Origin of the sequence: Methylomonas rosea, from assembly GCF_024505055.1 — a bacterium.
Taxonomy (GTDB): domain Bacteria; phylum Pseudomonadota; class Gammaproteobacteria; order Methylococcales; family Methylomonadaceae; genus Methylomonas; species Methylomonas rosea.
In genome coordinates this window covers 30,943-46,940 of sequence record NZ_JANIBL010000014.1, presented here as the reverse complement: position 1 = coordinate 46,940, position 15,998 = coordinate 30,943, and the positions used below count along the sequence as shown (strand labels likewise).

The following is a 15,998-nucleotide window of genomic DNA, read 5'->3' as shown; positions in this document are numbered from 1 at the left end:
TCTTGGGACTCTATAATCCGCAAGATAGATAAAGGAGATTTTTTACGGTTTTTAAATACTTAAGATATTGGTATTGAACGCAATATTCGCTACGGGAATAGGCGTTAATCAAGATTTAAACCGGCAAAGCTCTTATTGCCAAGACCAGATTTTTCAAACTCTCGTCGTTCGGCAATTGTTCGCCCATCAAGTATCGCATCAATTCAGTGTCTTCAAGTTCCAGCATTCGCAAAAACGTCTGCTGTTCCGAAAGTTCTGCTGCCAGATAACGATTTTCCAAATACCTCAGCAGCATCAAATCAAGCTCAAGGGTACCGCGCCGGCAACGCCAGCGCAGTTTATTGATGTTTTCGTTCACAGATGGTCGCGTTCTACCAATAGTTTCTTGATTTCGGCAATCGCCTTGGCCGGATTAAGCCCCTTGGGACAAGTATCCGTGCAGTTCATGATGGTATGGCAACGATACAATTTAAACGATTCGTCAAGTTCGTCCAGGCGTTCTTTATCGTTTTCATCTCGGCTGTCGGCCAGCCAGCGATAAGCTTGCAATAGAATCGCCGGCCCGAGATATTTGTCACTGTTCCACCAATAGCTGGGACAACTGGTTGAACAACATGCGCAGAGCACGCATTCATAAAGACCGTCGAGTTTGGCGCGCTCATCTCTGGTTTGCAGACGTTCGGTTTCGGCGGGGGCTTCCGATTCGGTGGTTAACCAGGGCTTTATCGACGTATATTGCTCAAAGAAATGTGTCATATCCGCAACCAAATCTTTGACCACCGACATATGCGGCAGCGGGAATATTTTCACGGTGCCTTTGTAGTCGCTAATTGCTTTAGTGCACGCCAAGGTGTTTTTGCCGTTGATGTTCATCGCACATGATCCGCAGACCCCTTCGCGACAGGAACGACGAAAGGTCAGGCTGCTGTCAATTTCATTTTTTATTTTGAGAATTGCATCCAGCACCATGGGCCCGCATTGATCCATATCGATTTCATAAGTATCGATGCGCGGATTCTCACCGGAATCAGGGTCCCAGCGATAAACTTCGAAATGACGGATGTTGGTGGCGCCTTCGGCTTTATAGGTTTTACCCTTTTTTATGACCGAGTTTTTGGGCAGTGTAAATTCAACCATTAGTAAACCCTCTCTTTAGGCGCAACGACTTCGACTTCGTCGGTGAGCGTATACAGGTGGACGGGGCGGTAGTCGATTTTGACTTTGTTGTCTTCCCGCCAGGTCAGAGTGTGCTTCATCCAGTTTTTGTCGTCGCGTTTTGGGAAGTCCTCGCGCGCATGACCGCCGCGACTTTCCTGGCGATTACCGGCGGCAGTAATAGTGACTTGCGCTTGGCCGAGCAGGTTATCCAGTTCCAGCGTTTCCACCAGATCGGTATTCCAAATCAGCGATTTATCACCTACTTTGACATCATCAAACGATGCAGCGATTTCGCCTATGGCCTTGATACCTTCGTTCAGAGTGGCTTCGGTTCTGAATACCGCCGCTTTGGACTGCATTGTGGTTTGCATATCCATGCGAATTTCTGCTGTTTTACGGCTACCGTTGGCATTGCGGATTTTATCGAAGCGAGAAAGCGCCTGGTCCGTGGCATCTTTTGCCAACTGCTTATGCGGCATGCCCGACTTGATTAACTCGGTACAGCGAATCGCCGCCGCCCGGCCGAATACCACCAAATCCAGTAAAGAGTTAGAACCCAAACGATTGGCGCCATGCACTGAAACGCAGGCGGTTTCGCCAATTGCCATCAAGCCCGGTACCACATAATCGGGATTACCGTCTTTCAAGGTAACGACTTCGGCTTTGTAATTGGTTGGGATGCCTCCCATGTTGTAATGCACGGTCGGCAAAACCGGAATCGGTTGTTTGGTCGCATCCACACCGGCGAAAATCCTGGCTGTTTCGGTGATGCCGGGCAAACGCTCGTGGATAATGGCCGGATCGAGATGCTCCAAATGCAAATGCACATGATCTTTCTTGGGACCGATGCCGCGTCCTTCGTTAATCTCGACCGTAATCGCCCGACTGACCACGTCGCGTGAGGCCAAGTCTTTGGCATGCGGCGCGTAACGCGCCATGAAGTGCTCGCCTTCGGAGTTGGTCAAATAACCGCCTTCCCCGCGCGCACCTTCAGTCATCAAGCAACCGGAACCATAGATACCGGTTGGATGGAATTGCACGAACTCCATATCTTGCAACGGCAAACCGGCTCTCAAGATCATACCGTTGCCGTCGCCGGTAACAGTGTGCGCCGAGGTGCAGGATAAAAAGGTACGACCGTAACCGCCCGTTGCCATTACCGTTTGATGTCCGCGAAACAGATGAATGGAACCGTCATCCAGGCACCAGGCCAAGACGCCGCGACACTCGCCCTCTTCCATGATCAAATCCAGCGCGATGTACTCGACGAAAAACTCTGCGTTGTGCTTCAAGGCCTGTTGATACAAGGTGTGCAGAATCGCGTGCCCGGTCACGTCGGCCGCCGCGCAGGTTCTTTGCGCCTGGCCTTTGCCGTAATGGGTGGACATACCGCCAAAAGCCCGCTGGTAAATCTTACCTTCTGCAGTCCGTGAGAAAGGCACACCGTAGTGTTCCAGTTCGATGATGGCCGGGATCGCCTCCCGACACATATATTCGATGGCATCCTGATCGCCCAGCCAGTCGGAACCTTTCACAGTGTCGTACATGTGAAAACGCCAATCGTCTTCGCCCATATTGCCCAGTGCGGCGCTGATGCCACCTTGCGCCGCCACAGTATGACTGCGGGTAGGAAACACTTTACTGATACAAGCGGTTTTTAGACCTTTTTCCACCATGCCGAAAGTGGCCCGCAAGCCGGCCCCGCCGGCGCCAACCACCACGACGTCATGTTGGTGTTCGATGATGTTATATGCTGAGGCCATGAGTTACCTTGCCAAAAGAATGATGATAATCGCGAGCAATGCCGCAACACCCAAAACTAAAAAAATCAGGTTAGTGGCGCGTATCGCCAAGTTCCTTACCGGAATAGTCGAGACATAATCTTCGATCACCACCTGCACCCCCAAAGCGGCGTGGTAAACAACCGCCACAGTCCAGGTGATAATCGCCAAGGTGTTTAGCGGGGAAGATAACCAATCGACAGTATCCGCATAGGGTGCGTTTAAGGCCTTGTTTAGAAGAACAATCAACCAAATCGACAACGGCACCAAGGCCACTGCGGTGACGCGTTGGTACCAAAAATGACCTGAGCCGCTATGTACCGAGAAAAAATCGGCGGCTTTTTCCAATGTTGCTTTGTAATCCATAACCAACCCTCCTTTAAGAAACCATAAAGGTAATCAGTGTCAACGATGCGGAAGCAATCAGTTCGTACACTGCGTATTTATCCAAAGTCATGCGCTCGAACGTTTTGCAAAAATCCCAAATCAAATGCCGAATACCGTGCACCAGATGGAAAAATAGCGCATAAATAAAGCCCCAATACACCAGCTTAAACAACCAGTACGACATAAATGCCTGCATGGCACCGTAAGCACCTTCGCCGACGGCGATGGCGAACAGCACATAAACAAATAGCACCAAGCCCATGGAAAGAAATACGCCGGTCATCCGATGCGTGATTGAAACCAGGCCGGTTAAGGGCAATCGATAGACTTGGAGATGGGGCGAAAGTGGTCTGTTTGCTGACATGATTTACCCTAGGTTAAGTTGAAAAATAATGTGTAATCAAAAATCGACGCAACGACCTTTCCGTTCCCAGTCACCAAAGCGAGTGGGCTCAGGCCCTTTTGGGCCATTAATTTCTGTCGGAAGGGCAGGATTTTGCTCCGTGGACGGCGTCTTCTCGGATTCTGTCTGAGCGCTTTCAGGCGGTTCTTGCTTAGTAGTTTGAGCTGACTTCATGTCGGTTTTCTGCATAATTTAGCGATTATTGACAGCCACATAATCACGACGCGGCGGCCCGACATAGAGCTGTCTCGGCCTGCTGATCGGCGTCGCCGGCTCCTCCATCATCTCCAGCCAATGTGAAATCCAGCCGGCAGTTCGGGCTATCGCAAACATCACGGTGAACATTTCGACGGGGATGTGCAAGGCTTTATAGATAATGCCTGAATAGAAATCGACATTGGGGTAGAGTTTTTTCTCGATGAAATACTCGTCTTTCAACGCATATTCTTCCAAGGCCAAGGCCAGTTCAAACAAGGGATCGCTGGTGTTGGTTCTACTCAACACTTCGTAGCACGTTTTGCGTATGATGGTAGCGCGCGGATCGAAATTTTTATAAACCCGATGCCCAAAGCCCATTAAGCGGAACGGGTCATCATGGTCCTTGGCTTTGGCAATATACTTGGGTACGTTTTCGACGCTACCGATTTGCGCCAGCATGTTCAGAACAGCTTCGTTGGCACCGCCGTGCGCCGGTCCCCACAAGGCCGCTATGCCGGCTGCAACGCAGGCATAAGGGTTGGCACCGGTACTACCTGCCATGCGTACTGTAGAGGTACTGGCGTTTTGCTCGTGGTCGGCATGCAGAATAAACAACAGATTCAATGCTTGGACCAGATTGGGATCGATGTAATGTTCCTGATCGATATAATTTTGGGAGGAACGCGAGAACATCATGTTCAGGAAATTCTCGCAATAACTCAGATCCATGCGGGGGTAAACAAAAGGTCTACCTATGGAATGCCGATAAGATGCTGCGGCGATAGTCGGCATCTTGCCTATCAGCCGGGTCGCACAGATCATGCGGCTAGCGGGGTCTTTAATGTTCAGATCGCTGTGATAAAACGCCGACAAGGACCCCACCACCCCCACCAGCATCGCCATCGGATGGGCATCGTAATGGAAACCATCGAAGAATTTACGCAAGGCTTCATGAATGATGGCCCTATCGCTGATTTCCTCGTTAAAGTCGCGCAACTGCACCGCATCCGGGAGTTCGCCGTTCATCAGCAAATAGGCAACCTCAGTAAATTCGCAGTTCTCCGCCAATTGCTCGATGGGATAGCCGCGATACAACAAAATACCGTTATCCCCGTCGATGTATGTAATTTTGCTTTTGCAAGCAGCCGTGGCAATAAAGCCCGGATCGTAAGTAAAACACCCAAGATCTTTGTTTAAAGAGCGAATATCGACAGTATCTGCACCCAAAGACCCCTTCAACAACGGATATTCAACTTCTTTTCCGGTGGCATTGTGCCTGACCAGTAAAGTATCGTTTGACATGGTTTCCTCAGTTTTCTGTTAGCAGAAGCTTAGCAGTTGAATTTGATTATCACACAGCCAATGTGATTAGGCCAAACGCTTATGCCATGATCCCTCTCAGTTGCGTCTCAAGGTTAAGCCGGTAGTAATTACCACCTACTACCCGGCAAGGCTCAAGCCATTCTTTGGCTACTTGATAAAAATACCATCTGGTTCAGAAAAGGCGCAATGCATCAACCAAGCGCCGCAACATTTCTGTCAGATTTTTGTAAGCAAATAGCAGCGTGTCGGTTTGATTGTCACGAAGTCAACCAAACACCCTGGTCGCCTTTTACTTCCTTTCCCCAAGGCAGTTTACCGTAAAGCTTTGAAGTTACCGCCTTAGCGAGGTATTTGAAGATACATCACCACCAGTAAACGACATCCCATACCAAAGATTGTTGATGGTTTAAATTTTGCTTTGCTGATTGTAGACAATTCGATGAGGCTAAAACGATGAATAAGATTGGAATTTTCTACGGCACCGAAAAAGGTATGACAGAGATGATGGCACAGGTCATGTATCGGGTTTTAGGGGACGAAATTGCCAGCGAGCCGGTGAATGTCAACCGAGCCTCAATAGCACAATTGCTTGGTTACAAAGCCTTGATTTTGGGCATGCCCAGTTACGGCGTCGGCGAAATACCCGGCAGAACCACCGGCAGCGAAGAAGGCAACTGGGAAGAGTTTTTGTTCCGCCTGGACCAGGCCGATTTATCCGGAAAACGCGTCGCGCTATTTGGTTTGGGCAATCAGCAAAAATATTATGCGCGCTTCGCTAGTTCCTTGATTCATTTATACCACCATGTTGCCGGTTACGGCGCCGAAGTGGTCGGAGCCTGGAGCACCGACGGCTATCACTTTACCCATTCCAGGTCGGTAGTCGATGGCAAATTTGTCGGCCTGGTGTTGGATCATCACAACCAGCCCGAATTGACCAAAACCCGAATTCTGGATTGGCTGGAGCAGATAAAACCGGCGTTGTTGGAGAAGTTGAATTGAATTTGGCGGAGCAGAAATGCACTAGGAACGAATTCGATCAGCCGAAGGGCAAAAAAACTGGGAGAGCTTTCTTAGCGGCAGGATCTTGACAGTCATCAGGATACCCTTGGCACCAGCGACACATCTCAACCAATCATCATACATACTGCCCCGCACACCACCCCGAAGCCCAAGCCCACTGAAAGTTATAGCCCCCCAGCCACCCGGTGACATCCAACACTTCCCCGATAAAATACAGCCCCGGCACTTGCAAACTCCCCATGGTTTTCGAAGAAATCGCATCGCAATCGATGCCGCCGACGGTCACTTCTGCGGTGCGATAGCCTTCTGTGGCATTCGGCTTGATCGTCCAATTGTGCAGACTTTCCACAATGGCGTTCAGATCTTTATCGGCGCAATTAGCGACTGTAATATCCAACTGCCGCTCGTCCAATAGCGATTGCAACAAACGTTTCGGTAGATATTCAGCCAACAGATTTTGGATTTTTAACTTGCTGCCCTGCCGCCGCTTTTCTTTCAACGCTTCCGACAAATCCATGTCCGGCAATAAATCCACATACAGTGCCTCGCCGGGATGCCAATATGAGGAAATTTGCAGAATGGCTGGCCCGCTTAAACCGCGATGAGTGAATAAAATATTTTCTTTGAAAGACTGCTGTTGATTGGCTACTCGGCACGGCACAGCGATGCCGGTCAGCGGGGTGAAGCGTTGTGAGTCCTCCGGTTGCAGCGTTAACGGGACCAAACCGGCCCGAGTCGGCCAGACTTTGATGCCAAACTGCTCAGCGACTTTATAACCAAACGGCGTGGCGCCCATCTTCGGTATCGATAGACCGCCACTGGCAATGACCAGGGCCGCCGCAGAGACCAAGCCACTGCTGGTGTGTAATAAAAAATTGCCGTCGCCATGTTTCTCCAATCTGTCCACCCGGCAATTTAACTCCAGGCTCACGCCGGCTTGGGCGCATTCTTTCAATAGTGCATCCAGAATGTCCTTGGCGCTGTTGTCGCAAAATAACTGCCCGTGCAGGCGTTCGTGAAACGGGATTTGGTGGCGCTGCACAAAGCTTAAAAAATCCCATTGCGTGAAGCGGCTAAGGGCCGACTTGCAAAAATGCGGGTTATTGGAAATGTAATTTTCCGGCGCTATGCTGTAGTTGGTGAAATTACAACGGCCGCCACCGGACATCAGAATTTTCTTACCCGGCTTGTTGGCGTGTTCCACTATTTTCACCCGCCGGCCCCGTTTGGCGGCTTCGATTGCGCACATTAAACCGGACGCGCCGGCTCCGACGATGATGACATCAAACTTATCCATGGCGCATAACTTGTAATGACTCGGAAAAATAGGTAAAAAGTGGGGTATTCTAACCGCAATACCCGGCATCCCGAGACGCCAACGAGGTACTCAAGGCGTTTCCCGCAGCCATCATCCAACTTCAACACTTCGACAAGGCCATAATGACTCCAAAATACAGCTATTCATTCAATACGGGCGACGGCAAAAATAAGGCATTACTGGGCGGCAAAGGCGCAAACCTTTGCGAAATGACGCAAATGGGTTTCAACGTGCCGCCGGGATTTGTCATCACCACGCAAACCTGCGTGACCTACCTGGAAAACAAACAATTACCCGGCGATTTAATGGACGAGGTACGCCAGCAAATCGCCGAAATCGAGCAACTTAGCGGCAAGTCGTTTGGCGGCGCCAGCGACCCGCTGCTGGTTTCGGTACGCTCCGGCTCGGCCATTTCGATGCCTGGCATGATGGACACCATTCTGAACTTGGGCTTGAACAAACAAACCCTGGCCGGTTTGATAGAAATGACCGATGACCCGCGTTTTGCCTACGATGCGTATCGGCGTTTCATCCAATTGTTCGGCAAGGTTGCGTTGGGCATTGAAGACGAAAAGTTCGATGTGCATTTCAACAACGTTAAGCGCGCCGCCGGCATCAAGGCCGATGTCGCCTTGACCGCCGACCAGCTTCAGGAAATTAGCGAACTGTTCCTGACCGTAGTCCATGAAGAAACCGGCCGGCCGTTTCCAGAGGACGTTTACCAGCAACTAGAAATCGCCATTCGCGCGGTATTCAACTCCTGGTTGGGCCGACGTGCAGTAGATTACCGCCGCGAGTTTCACATCACGCCTGACATCGCCAACGGTACAGCCGTCAATATCGTCACGATGGTGTTCGGCAATATGGGCGACGACTGCGCCACCGGCGTCGGCTTTACCCGTAACCCCGGCACCGGCATCAACGAGATGTATGGCGAATACTTGGTCAACGCTCAAGGTGAAGACGTGGTAGCCGGCATCCGCACGCCTAAGCCGGTCCAGGAAATGGCCAAGGAAATGCCCGAGCAATACCGGCAACTGGTAGAGCTGCGCAACAAACTGGAAGCCCATTATCACGAGGTGCAGGATTACGAATACACCATAGAACGCGGCGTGTTGTATTGTCTGCAAACCCGTAACGGTAAGATGAATGCGACCGCGATGGTCAAAACCTCCATCGACATGGTGGCGGAAGGCCTAATCACCAAGGAACAAGCGCTGCTGCGGATTAATCCGGATATGCTGGAACAATTGCTGCATCCGCAATTGGCCCCCAATCACGAAGTAAAAGCCATCGCCCAAGGGCTGCCCGCCTCTCCCGGCGCCGCTTGTGGCCATTGCGTATTCGACGCCGATACAGCCGTCCGCTTGGGCAAAACCGGTCAAGACTTAATTCTGCTGCGCGAGGAAACCAAACCGGAAGACATCCACGGCTTTTTCGCCGCGCAAGGTATCTTGACCAGTCGCGGCGGCAAAACCTCACACGCGGCCGTGGTAGCACGCGGCATGGGCAAAGCCTGTGTGGCCGGCGCGGAAGACATCAAAGTGGATGTACGCGCTCGTTTGGCCATCGTCGGTGACATCCATATTAAGGAAGGTGACCTGATCACAATAGACGGCAGCAACGGCAATATTTATTTGGGCCGCATTCCGACCATTCCGCCATCCTTCTCCGAGGAACTAAAAACCCTGCTGGGCTGGGCCGACAGCATTGCCCGCCTGCGTGTGCATGCCAATGTCGATACGCCGGAAACCGCGAGACTGGCGGTCAGCTATGGTGCCAAGGGTGTAGGCCTGTGCCGTACCGAACGCATGTTCAACGCTGCCGACCGTTTACCGTTGGTGGTGGACATGATTCTGGCGCACAACACCGAAGAACGCGAAGCCGCATTGGCCAAGCTGTTCCCGATTCAGCGCGACGACTTCCAACAGCTATTCGAAGCCATGTCGCCGCATCCGGTTACCGTGCGCCTGCTCGATCCGCCTATGCACGAATTTTTGCCCAACGAGCACCAGTTGATCGATGAGTTGGATGCTCTTAGACATTATCTGACCATCGTTAAAGGCCAACGCGTCACGCTGGATACTCTGGCGCATCCGGCGGAAATGCCGGCGCCGTTCAATATGCTGAACGAAGACGTGATTTTGGAAGCAATCAGCAAAAAACAAATGATGCTGGACAAAGTGCTGGAGCTGTACGAAGTCAATCCGATGCTGGGTCATCGCGGCGTTCGCTTGGGAATGAGCTATCCGGAAATTTACAAAATGCAGATCCGCTCGATTCTGGAAGCGGCGGCACTTTGCGTGAAACAGCGGATTCCGGTCGAGCCGGAAATCATGGTGCCGCAAGTGATCACCGCGCAGGAGTTAAAAACCGTGAAAACCTATGTCGACGAAATTCAAGCCGAAGTGGAAGCGCAATACAAGCTCAAACTTAACTTCAAGTTCGGCACGATGATAGAAACGGTGCGTGCTTGCACCCGTGCCGATCACCTGGCCGCAACCGCCGCCTTCTTCTCCTTCGGCACCAACGATTTAACTCAAGCCACTTTCTCGTTCTCGCGCGAGGATGCCGAAAACAAATTCCTGCCGCTTTATGAAGAATCCGGATTGCTGGAAGACAACCCGTTCGAAACACTGGACATTGAGGGTTTGGGCAAACTGATGAAAATGGCCGTGGAACTGGGTCGTCAGCAACGGCCGGATTTGAAAATCGGCATTTGCGGCGAGCATGGCGGGCATCCGCGTTCGATTAAATTCGTTCACGACTTAGGCTTGAACTATGTATCGTGCTCGGCGCCGCGTATCCCGGTCGCTCGCTTGGCGGCAGCTCATGCCAAACTTTTGGAAAAGCACTCGTAAATACACTGCATGGCAAGGGCCGGTTAACACCGGCCCAATCATTTCAAATCCGGCGTTTTCCAACCCGGTTTCTGCCGGTGGCCTTGGCATCGTATAGCGCCTGATCCGCCGCATGCAGCAGACTTTCGAAAGACAGGTCGTCACCCGGCACGATACTGGCAACCCCAAGACTGATAGTCACAAATTCGGAAATTTTAGAAGCGGGATGCGGTAAACGCATATTCTCGACAGCTTTACGCAGAATTTCGGCCAAAACCATGATTTGTTCCGCATCACAGGCCGCGACTACGCAAAACTCTTCGCCGCCATAGCGAGCAATCAAATCGCCTGGTCGCCTAAAGAAACGCTTCAAGGTTTTGGCCACTTGCCGCAAACAATGATCGCCTTCGATATGTCCAAGATTGTCGTTGTATAGCTTAAAGAAATCGATATCGATCATGATCATCGAAATGGGGTATTTATGCCTTAGGGCCCGCTTCCATTCCCTTTTTACAAAGGCATCGTAGTAACGGCGATTGGGCAGCAACGTCAAAGAATCCAGATAAGCCAGTTGCATACGGCTTTTGGCTTTATCCAGACGCTGGCTTAGTCTGGCTTGCGCCAAATAAGACAACAGCAACACGATCAAACCGACGAACGCCACAATCGCATGAGTGATGGTCAGATGCTCCAGGCGCTCGTTCACAAAGCCATCAATACTGGCGCTGGGAATACTGACACTAATACCGCCGCGAATATCGCCCTCTCTGTAGCCTTGCCGCTGATGGCAAACGAGGCAACTCTGGTCCACATGAAGCGGCGCCATGTAACGATAGAAAGATTGCCCATTGATAGTACCGATACTACTCACGCTTTTTTGACCTTGCTGAAAGGCCAACAAAGCTTCGGACTCCCATTGGTCCGGCCGATTTTCCGGGCGAATCGGATTAAAGCCGGTAACGTGAAAGGCAATACCCGAGTCGTCGCTCATTTCAGCGAGTTGCCGAGTCATATAGGCAGGATTGATCAAAGTAAGGCGCTTGCCATCCGTGGTTTCGACATCCCGTTGCGGAACATCCAGGTAAGGATTGGGCTGAGTAGTTTCAGTGATAGGCACATAAACGCCACCGTGCAACGCATTCCATTTTCTGATCAGCACGATGTGATCGAAAAACATCTCGGCCTGCCGCGTGGCAATTTTTTGCGCGTAGTGTTTGGTGTCCGTTACTTGCTGGTAAAGGTTCAGGCTAATCAACAAAATCCATAGCACTGCATAAACCAGGAATGTAATCCTTCTCATTTATTGCCTCAAAAATACTTATAGCCGCTTCGCAAAAGTCCGCCGAGAAACCGCCAAACAACCATACTATGGCGCTCAACCGCGCGCCTTAAAATTACACAAACTCTATTTGGTAATCCGATTTGAAATGGGTTGTTTATGCTGGCACTATAACTTACCGCGTCCACAAAATGAATGAACCTAATCACCCTTTGTAAAATGACAGACAAAGCAAGCTTCCCGGCACCCGAGCATGACCATAACGTATGCATCCACAAGGCGATAAGTGTAGCCGAACAACTTTGCTTAACACGCGGCGTGCAACTGACCCCCATCCGCCACAAGATTTTGGAGCTGATCTGGAACAGTCATAAGGCTGTTAAAGCATACGACTTGCTGGATCAAATCAGGCCGGTAAACGACGCCGCAAAACCGTCAACAGTCTACCGGGCTTTGGACTTTCTGTTGGAGCAAGGCCTTATTCACCGAGTGGAGAGTTTAAACGCGTTTGTCGGCTGTCATTGCTCCGGCACCCAACACGATCAACTGTTGTTAATCTGCACCGCGTGCCATACGGTTCAGGAACGCGCCGCGCCTTCGGTACTGAGCGCGTTATCCAAAGAACTTGGCGATGTCGGCTTCGTACCCCAGCGTAAAACCATCGAAATTCATGGCTTATGCAAAACCTGCAACCCTGCCATAAATACTTTGGATGAACAGGTTGTTCAATAACCCGCCAAATATTGACCTAGATCAACGCTTGTCCGGCAGAAAACTTTATATTAAGCCCATGTCACGCGTTTTCCTACCGTCGACATGATCCTCTTGAAAGATAGATGCTTCGGCGGGCGAGTTCTCTCTCCCGCCTTTTTTTTGCGATATTATCCTCTATAATCGCCGCCCTACCCGACACATCTATCCCCGGCATGCTTACCGAAAGTCAAAAAGCCATTCTTTTGCAAACTGATTTAGATCAAACCGCAATCAGCGAGCAACGTTTTTGCGAATTATGCAAACAAGCGGATTTGCTGAATACCGTAACGAACAGCGAATTAGTCGCGTTCCTGGAAATTGCCAACGCTTTGTATCGTGGCGGCGAGCCGATTATCAGCGATGCCGATTACGATTTTGTGTATTTGGCGGAATTGAAAAAACGTCAGCCCGAGCATCCGCTGCTGCACACTGTCGAGCCGGAACCGGCCTTCGCTGGCAAAACCGTGGATCTGCCGACCATCATGCTCTCCACCGACAAAGCTTATAGCCGCGATGAGGTAGAACGCTGGGCCGGGCGAATCGAGAAGGCCGCTGGCGATCTGGACAAAAACTTTGCTGAGCTGATTTTTAAGGTCACCCCCAAGCTCGATGGTTACGCCGCCTACGACGACGGCGAGACGCTGTATACCCGTGGTGATGGCCGTAAAGGCACAGATATTACCCGCGTATTCGAGCGCGGACTGCAAGTCGCGAATCAAGGCCCGCGCGGCTTGGGCGCTGGCGAGATTGTGGTCAGCCGCAGTTATTTCGACACCAATCTCGCCGAGTTTTTTGACAATGCCCGTAACTTCCAGGCCAGTGTGATCAAGGAAAAAGAGCTGGACGAACACGCCGAACGCGCTATCGCCGATCATGCGGCGGTGTTTTATCCTTTTGCGATCCTGCCTTGCTGGACCGGCTTCTGGCAGGATCTGATCGATCACTTTGAAACCATTGTCAAAGACATCTGGCATAAACTGGATTACGACGTCGACGGCGTGATTCTGGAAATCGTCGACGACCAGCTCAAACAAGCGATGGGCGCCACCCGCCATCATCACCGCTGGCAACTGGCTTACAAAGAAAACCTGGAGACTGCGGAAGTCGTCGTCATTGGCGTCACACCACAAACCTCTCGCTCCGGTCGTATCACCCCAGTCGCCGAGTTGGAACCGGTTCGGCTCAGCGGCGCCTTACTATCCCGCGCTACCGCCCATCATTACAAAATGGTGTTGGAGAAAGGCATCGGCGCCGGCGCCTTGATTCGTCTGGCCCGCTCAGGTGAAGTGATACCTAAAATCGAGGAAGTATTGCGTCCGACTGAGCCCGCCGTACCCACTGCCTGCCCTAGCTGCGGCCACGACTTGATTTGGGATAACGACTACCTGATCTGCCCGAATAATCTGGAATGCCCGGCGCAAATCAGTAACAGCATGGAACATTTCTTCCGGGTGCTGAAAAACAACGACGGCTTCGGGGCTGCAACGATCAAAAAGCTTTATGAATACGGCATCCGCCGCGTCGACCAGATTTATGCCTTAACCGCCGAGCAATTCGAAAGCATGGGCTTCGGTCCCAAGCAATCGCAAAACCTGGTCGATCAATTGATACGAAGCCGCAATGAAGCCGTCGAAGACTGGCGCTTTTTATCGGCATTTGGGGTGTTTCGGATGGGATTGGGCAACTGCGAACGACTGTTGGCACATTACACCTTGGCGGAGATTTTCAATCTCAGCGAAGCCGACATCGTCGCCATCGAAGGCTTTGCGGAGAAAACCGCAGCGGTTATCACGGAAGGCTTTACCAAAATCAAACCCTTGTTCGACAGTTTGATGTCACTAGGTTTTAATCTCACCTCCACGCAAAACCAGGCCACCGAAAACGCCCATCCGCTAGCCGGCAAAACCTTGGTCTTCACCGGCACCTTGCATAGTGGCAGCCGCGACGACTTGAGTAAGCAAGCCAAAGGCAAAGGCGCGAGAGTCGGCGGCTCGGTATCGGCAAAAACCGACTATCTTGTAGCGGGCGACAATGTCGGCGCTAACAAAATCAATGCTGCGCGAGAAAAAGGCGTGACTGTTATCAGCGAACAAGAGTTTCTGACTTTGCTTGCGGGAGAAGACGCATGAGCCGCAACCGCCCGGTGGTACTGTGCTTTTCCGGCCACGACCCCAGTGGCGGCGCCGGTGTACAAGCCGACATCGAAGCCATCGTCGGCCATCAATGCCACGCGGCTAGCGTGATCACCGCCTTAACCGAACAAGATAGCCGCAACGTCAAGAAGCTGATTCCGCAAAAGCCCAAGAATATTCTCAGCCAGGCGCACACCTTGTTGACGGACATTAAAGTCTCCGCGTTCAAAATCGGCCTGATCGGCGATGCCGGAGTGGCCGAAGCGATTGCACAGGTGTTAAGACAACATCCGACTATTCCGGTGGTGCTGGACCCGGTACTGGCGGCCGGCGGCGGCACCGAACTGGCCGGCCAGCAATTAATTGACGTCATAGTCGAGCAACTACTGCCGTTGACCACCTTATTAACCCCCAACAGCGAAGAAGCTCGCCGCCTTTCCGGACAAAACAATCTAGGCGACTGCGGCCGCTTCTTGCAAGACAAGGGAGCCGAATACGTACTTATTACCGGCACCCACGAAAGCTCGGAGTTGGTACATAACCGTTTATACATGCCCGATGATCTGCATGAAACCTTTAACTGGGAGCGCCTGCCGCACAGCTATCACGGCTCGGGCTGCACGCTGGCCAGCGCCAGCGCGGCGCTGCTGGCCCAAGGCCTGGATGTGTTTACCGCCGTCAGCGAGGCCCAGGAGTTCACCTGGCAATCCCTGGCCGCCGCTTACCGTCCCGGACTAGGCCAATACAATCCTGATCGGCTGTTTTGGGTAGAAGCATGAAGTTTCCGCGCCGCGGTCTGTACGCCATCACCCAACCCGAACACAGAACGATCAAGCAAGTGGTAAAAGACGTAGAGGCGGCCTTGCGCGGCGGCGCGAGCGTGATTCAATACCGCGACAAAAACCCCTTGGATGCTCCGCAATTAGCTAGTCTATTGTTGGAAGTCTGCGACGCCTACGCTGCCCCGCTATTAATTAACGATAGTATCGAGCTGGCACTGGCTGTTGGTGCGGACGGCGTGCATCTGGGCCGCGACGATGGCGAAATCGCCGAAGCAAGACAGATGCTTGGCCCGAATGCCATCATCGGCGTATCCTGTTATAACGATGTCGAAAAAGCCTTGACCATGGCCGCAGCCGGCGCAGATTATGTGGCATTCGGCCGCTTTTTCCCTTCGGGTTCGAAACCGCTGGCCGCACCGGCCGACATCGTCAGCCTGGCACGCGCTAAACAATCGATAACCGTGCCGATTGTCGCCATCGGCGGCATTCTGCCGGAAAACGGTGGAACTTTACTGGCGGCGGGCGCAGACTTATTGGCAGTGATAGGCGGCGTATTCGACCATGAACCGGAAGCGGCGGCGCGCGCCTACCAAGCCTTATTCAACCATCAACCGGAGTAAAACC

At 51.9% G+C, this 15,998-nt stretch carries 15 protein-coding genes; 6 read left to right on the top strand and 9 right to left on the bottom strand.

Annotated features, from left to right (window positions below):
- Nucleotides 1-115: 115 nt before the first annotated feature.
- Genes NP589_RS06460 through NP589_RS06430 form a run of 7 tightly spaced genes read right to left on the bottom strand, consistent with a single transcriptional unit; the run spans nt 116 to nt 5,229 of the window.
- Entirely contained in the window at nt 116-358 is a 243-nt protein-coding gene (locus NP589_RS06460; protein ID WP_064007855.1) for an FAD assembly factor SdhE, read from the bottom strand.
- Nucleotides 355-1,137, bottom strand: coding sequence for a succinate dehydrogenase iron-sulfur subunit (locus NP589_RS06455; protein ID WP_305890944.1), 783 nt, complete (start codon nt 1,135-1,137; stop codon nt 355-357). The genes NP589_RS06460 and NP589_RS06455 overlap by 4 nt, the downstream gene beginning before the upstream one ends.
- On the bottom strand, nt 1,137-2,921 hold the full coding sequence (gene sdhA, locus NP589_RS06450; RefSeq protein ID WP_256606238.1) for a succinate dehydrogenase flavoprotein subunit: 1,785 nt from the start codon (nt 2,919-2,921) through the stop codon (nt 1,137-1,139). The genes NP589_RS06455 and sdhA overlap by 1 nt, the downstream gene beginning before the upstream one ends.
- A gap of 3 nt (nt 2,922-2,924) precedes the next feature.
- A complete protein-coding gene (gene sdhD / locus NP589_RS06445; RefSeq protein WP_256606237.1) occupies nt 2,925-3,305 on the bottom strand; it encodes a succinate dehydrogenase, hydrophobic membrane anchor protein in 381 nt (126 codons plus the stop codon).
- 13 nt (nt 3,306-3,318) lie between these two features.
- Nucleotides 3,319-3,690: a succinate dehydrogenase, cytochrome b556 subunit gene (gene sdhC, locus NP589_RS06440; RefSeq protein WP_256606236.1), complete on the bottom strand. Its 372-nt coding sequence runs from the start codon at nt 3,688-3,690 to the stop codon at nt 3,319-3,321.
- 36 nt (nt 3,691-3,726) lie between these two features.
- Nucleotides 3,727-3,903: a DUF1674 domain-containing protein gene (locus NP589_RS06435; protein WP_157204870.1), complete on the bottom strand. Its 177-nt coding sequence runs from the start codon at nt 3,901-3,903 to the stop codon at nt 3,727-3,729.
- A gap of 18 nt (nt 3,904-3,921) precedes the next feature.
- Nucleotides 3,922-5,229, bottom strand: a complete 1,308-nt coding sequence (locus NP589_RS06430; protein WP_064007851.1) for a citrate synthase — start codon at nt 5,227-5,229, stop codon at nt 3,922-3,924.
- A 474-nt stretch (nt 5,230-5,703) separates the two neighbouring features.
- Here NP589_RS06430 and NP589_RS06425 point away from each other — a divergent pair, with 474 nt between their 5' ends.
- A complete protein-coding gene (locus tag NP589_RS06425; protein WP_256606235.1) occupies nt 5,704-6,249 on the top strand; it encodes a flavodoxin in 546 nt (181 codons plus the stop codon).
- Nucleotides 6,250-6,385: 136 nt separating this feature from the next.
- Here the strand turns inward: NP589_RS06425 and NP589_RS06420 are convergent, their stop codons facing one another.
- Complete coding sequence (locus NP589_RS06420) at nt 6,386-7,567, bottom strand: BaiN/RdsA family NAD(P)/FAD-dependent oxidoreductase (RefSeq protein ID WP_256606234.1); 1,182 nt, start codon at nt 7,565-7,567, stop codon at nt 6,386-6,388.
- Nucleotides 7,568-7,710: 143 nt separating this feature from the next.
- On the opposite strand from NP589_RS06420, the gene ppdK reads away from it, so the two are divergent.
- Nucleotides 7,711-10,449: a pyruvate, phosphate dikinase gene (gene ppdK, locus NP589_RS06415; RefSeq protein ID WP_256606233.1), complete on the top strand. Its 2,739-nt coding sequence runs from the start codon at nt 7,711-7,713 to the stop codon at nt 10,447-10,449.
- Nucleotides 10,450-10,492: 43 nt separating this feature from the next.
- On the opposite strand, the gene NP589_RS06410 is transcribed toward ppdK, so the two are convergent.
- Nucleotides 10,493-11,728, bottom strand: a complete 1,236-nt coding sequence (locus NP589_RS06410) for a diguanylate cyclase domain-containing protein (protein ID WP_064036325.1) — start codon at nt 11,726-11,728, stop codon at nt 10,493-10,495.
- A gap of 198 nt (nt 11,729-11,926) precedes the next feature.
- On the opposite strand from NP589_RS06410, the gene NP589_RS06405 reads away from it, so the two are divergent.
- From NP589_RS06405 to thiE, 4 genes are all read left to right on the top strand, one after another.
- Nucleotides 11,927-12,439, top strand: coding sequence for a transcriptional repressor (locus NP589_RS06405; protein WP_256606232.1), 513 nt, complete (start codon nt 11,927-11,929; stop codon nt 12,437-12,439).
- A 194-nt stretch (nt 12,440-12,633) separates the two neighbouring features.
- Nucleotides 12,634-14,589 (top strand): BRCT domain-containing protein, encoded by a 1,956-nt coding sequence (locus NP589_RS06400; protein ID WP_256606231.1) that lies wholly within the window; start codon nt 12,634-12,636, stop codon nt 14,587-14,589.
- A complete protein-coding gene (gene thiD, locus NP589_RS06395) occupies nt 14,586-15,371 on the top strand; it encodes a bifunctional hydroxymethylpyrimidine kinase/phosphomethylpyrimidine kinase (protein ID WP_256606230.1) in 786 nt (261 codons plus the stop codon). The genes NP589_RS06400 and thiD overlap by 4 nt, the downstream gene beginning before the upstream one ends.
- Entirely contained in the window at nt 15,368-15,994 is a 627-nt protein-coding gene (gene thiE, locus NP589_RS06390) for a thiamine phosphate synthase (protein WP_256606229.1), read from the top strand. The genes thiD and thiE overlap by 4 nt, the downstream gene beginning before the upstream one ends.
- Nucleotides 15,995-15,998 lie beyond the last annotated feature (4 nt).

What these genes read in the sequence shown, in the direction of transcription:
- NP589_RS06425 (WP_256606235.1), top strand. Translation starts at nt 5,704, where the DNA reads ATGAATAAGATTGGAATTTTCTACGGCACCGAAAAAGGTATGACAGAG.
- ppdK (WP_256606233.1), top strand. Translation starts at nt 7,711, where the DNA reads ATGACTCCAAAATACAGCTATTCATTCAATACGGGCGACGGCAAAAAT.
- sdhA (WP_256606238.1), bottom strand. Translation starts at nt 2,921, where the DNA reads ATGGCCTCAGCATATAACATCATCGAACACCAACATGACGTCGTGGTG.
- NP589_RS06430 (WP_064007851.1), bottom strand. Translation starts at nt 5,229, where the DNA reads ATGTCAAACGATACTTTACTGGTCAGGCACAATGCCACCGGAAAAGAA.
- NP589_RS06435 (WP_157204870.1), bottom strand. Translation starts at nt 3,903, where the DNA reads ATGAAGTCAGCTCAAACTACTAAGCAAGAACCGCCTGAAAGCGCTCAG.
- NP589_RS06455 (WP_305890944.1), bottom strand. Translation starts at nt 1,137, where the DNA reads ATGGTTGAATTTACACTGCCCAAAAACTCGGTCATAAAAAAGGGTAAA.
- thiE (WP_256606229.1), top strand. Translation starts at nt 15,368, where the DNA reads ATGAAGTTTCCGCGCCGCGGTCTGTACGCCATCACCCAACCCGAACAC.
- NP589_RS06410 (WP_064036325.1), bottom strand. Translation starts at nt 11,728, where the DNA reads ATGAGAAGGATTACATTCCTGGTTTATGCAGTGCTATGGATTTTGTTG.
- NP589_RS06405 (WP_256606232.1), top strand. Translation starts at nt 11,927, where the DNA reads ATGACAGACAAAGCAAGCTTCCCGGCACCCGAGCATGACCATAACGTA.
- sdhD (WP_256606237.1), bottom strand. Translation starts at nt 3,305, where the DNA reads ATGGATTACAAAGCAACATTGGAAAAAGCCGCCGATTTTTTCTCGGTA.
- NP589_RS06400 (WP_256606231.1), top strand. Translation starts at nt 12,634, where the DNA reads ATGCTTACCGAAAGTCAAAAAGCCATTCTTTTGCAAACTGATTTAGAT.
- sdhC (WP_256606236.1), bottom strand. Translation starts at nt 3,690, where the DNA reads ATGTCAGCAAACAGACCACTTTCGCCCCATCTCCAAGTCTATCGATTG.
- NP589_RS06420 (WP_256606234.1), bottom strand. Translation starts at nt 7,567, where the DNA reads ATGGATAAGTTTGATGTCATCATCGTCGGAGCCGGCGCGTCCGGTTTA.
- thiD (WP_256606230.1), top strand. Translation starts at nt 14,586, where the DNA reads ATGAGCCGCAACCGCCCGGTGGTACTGTGCTTTTCCGGCCACGACCCC.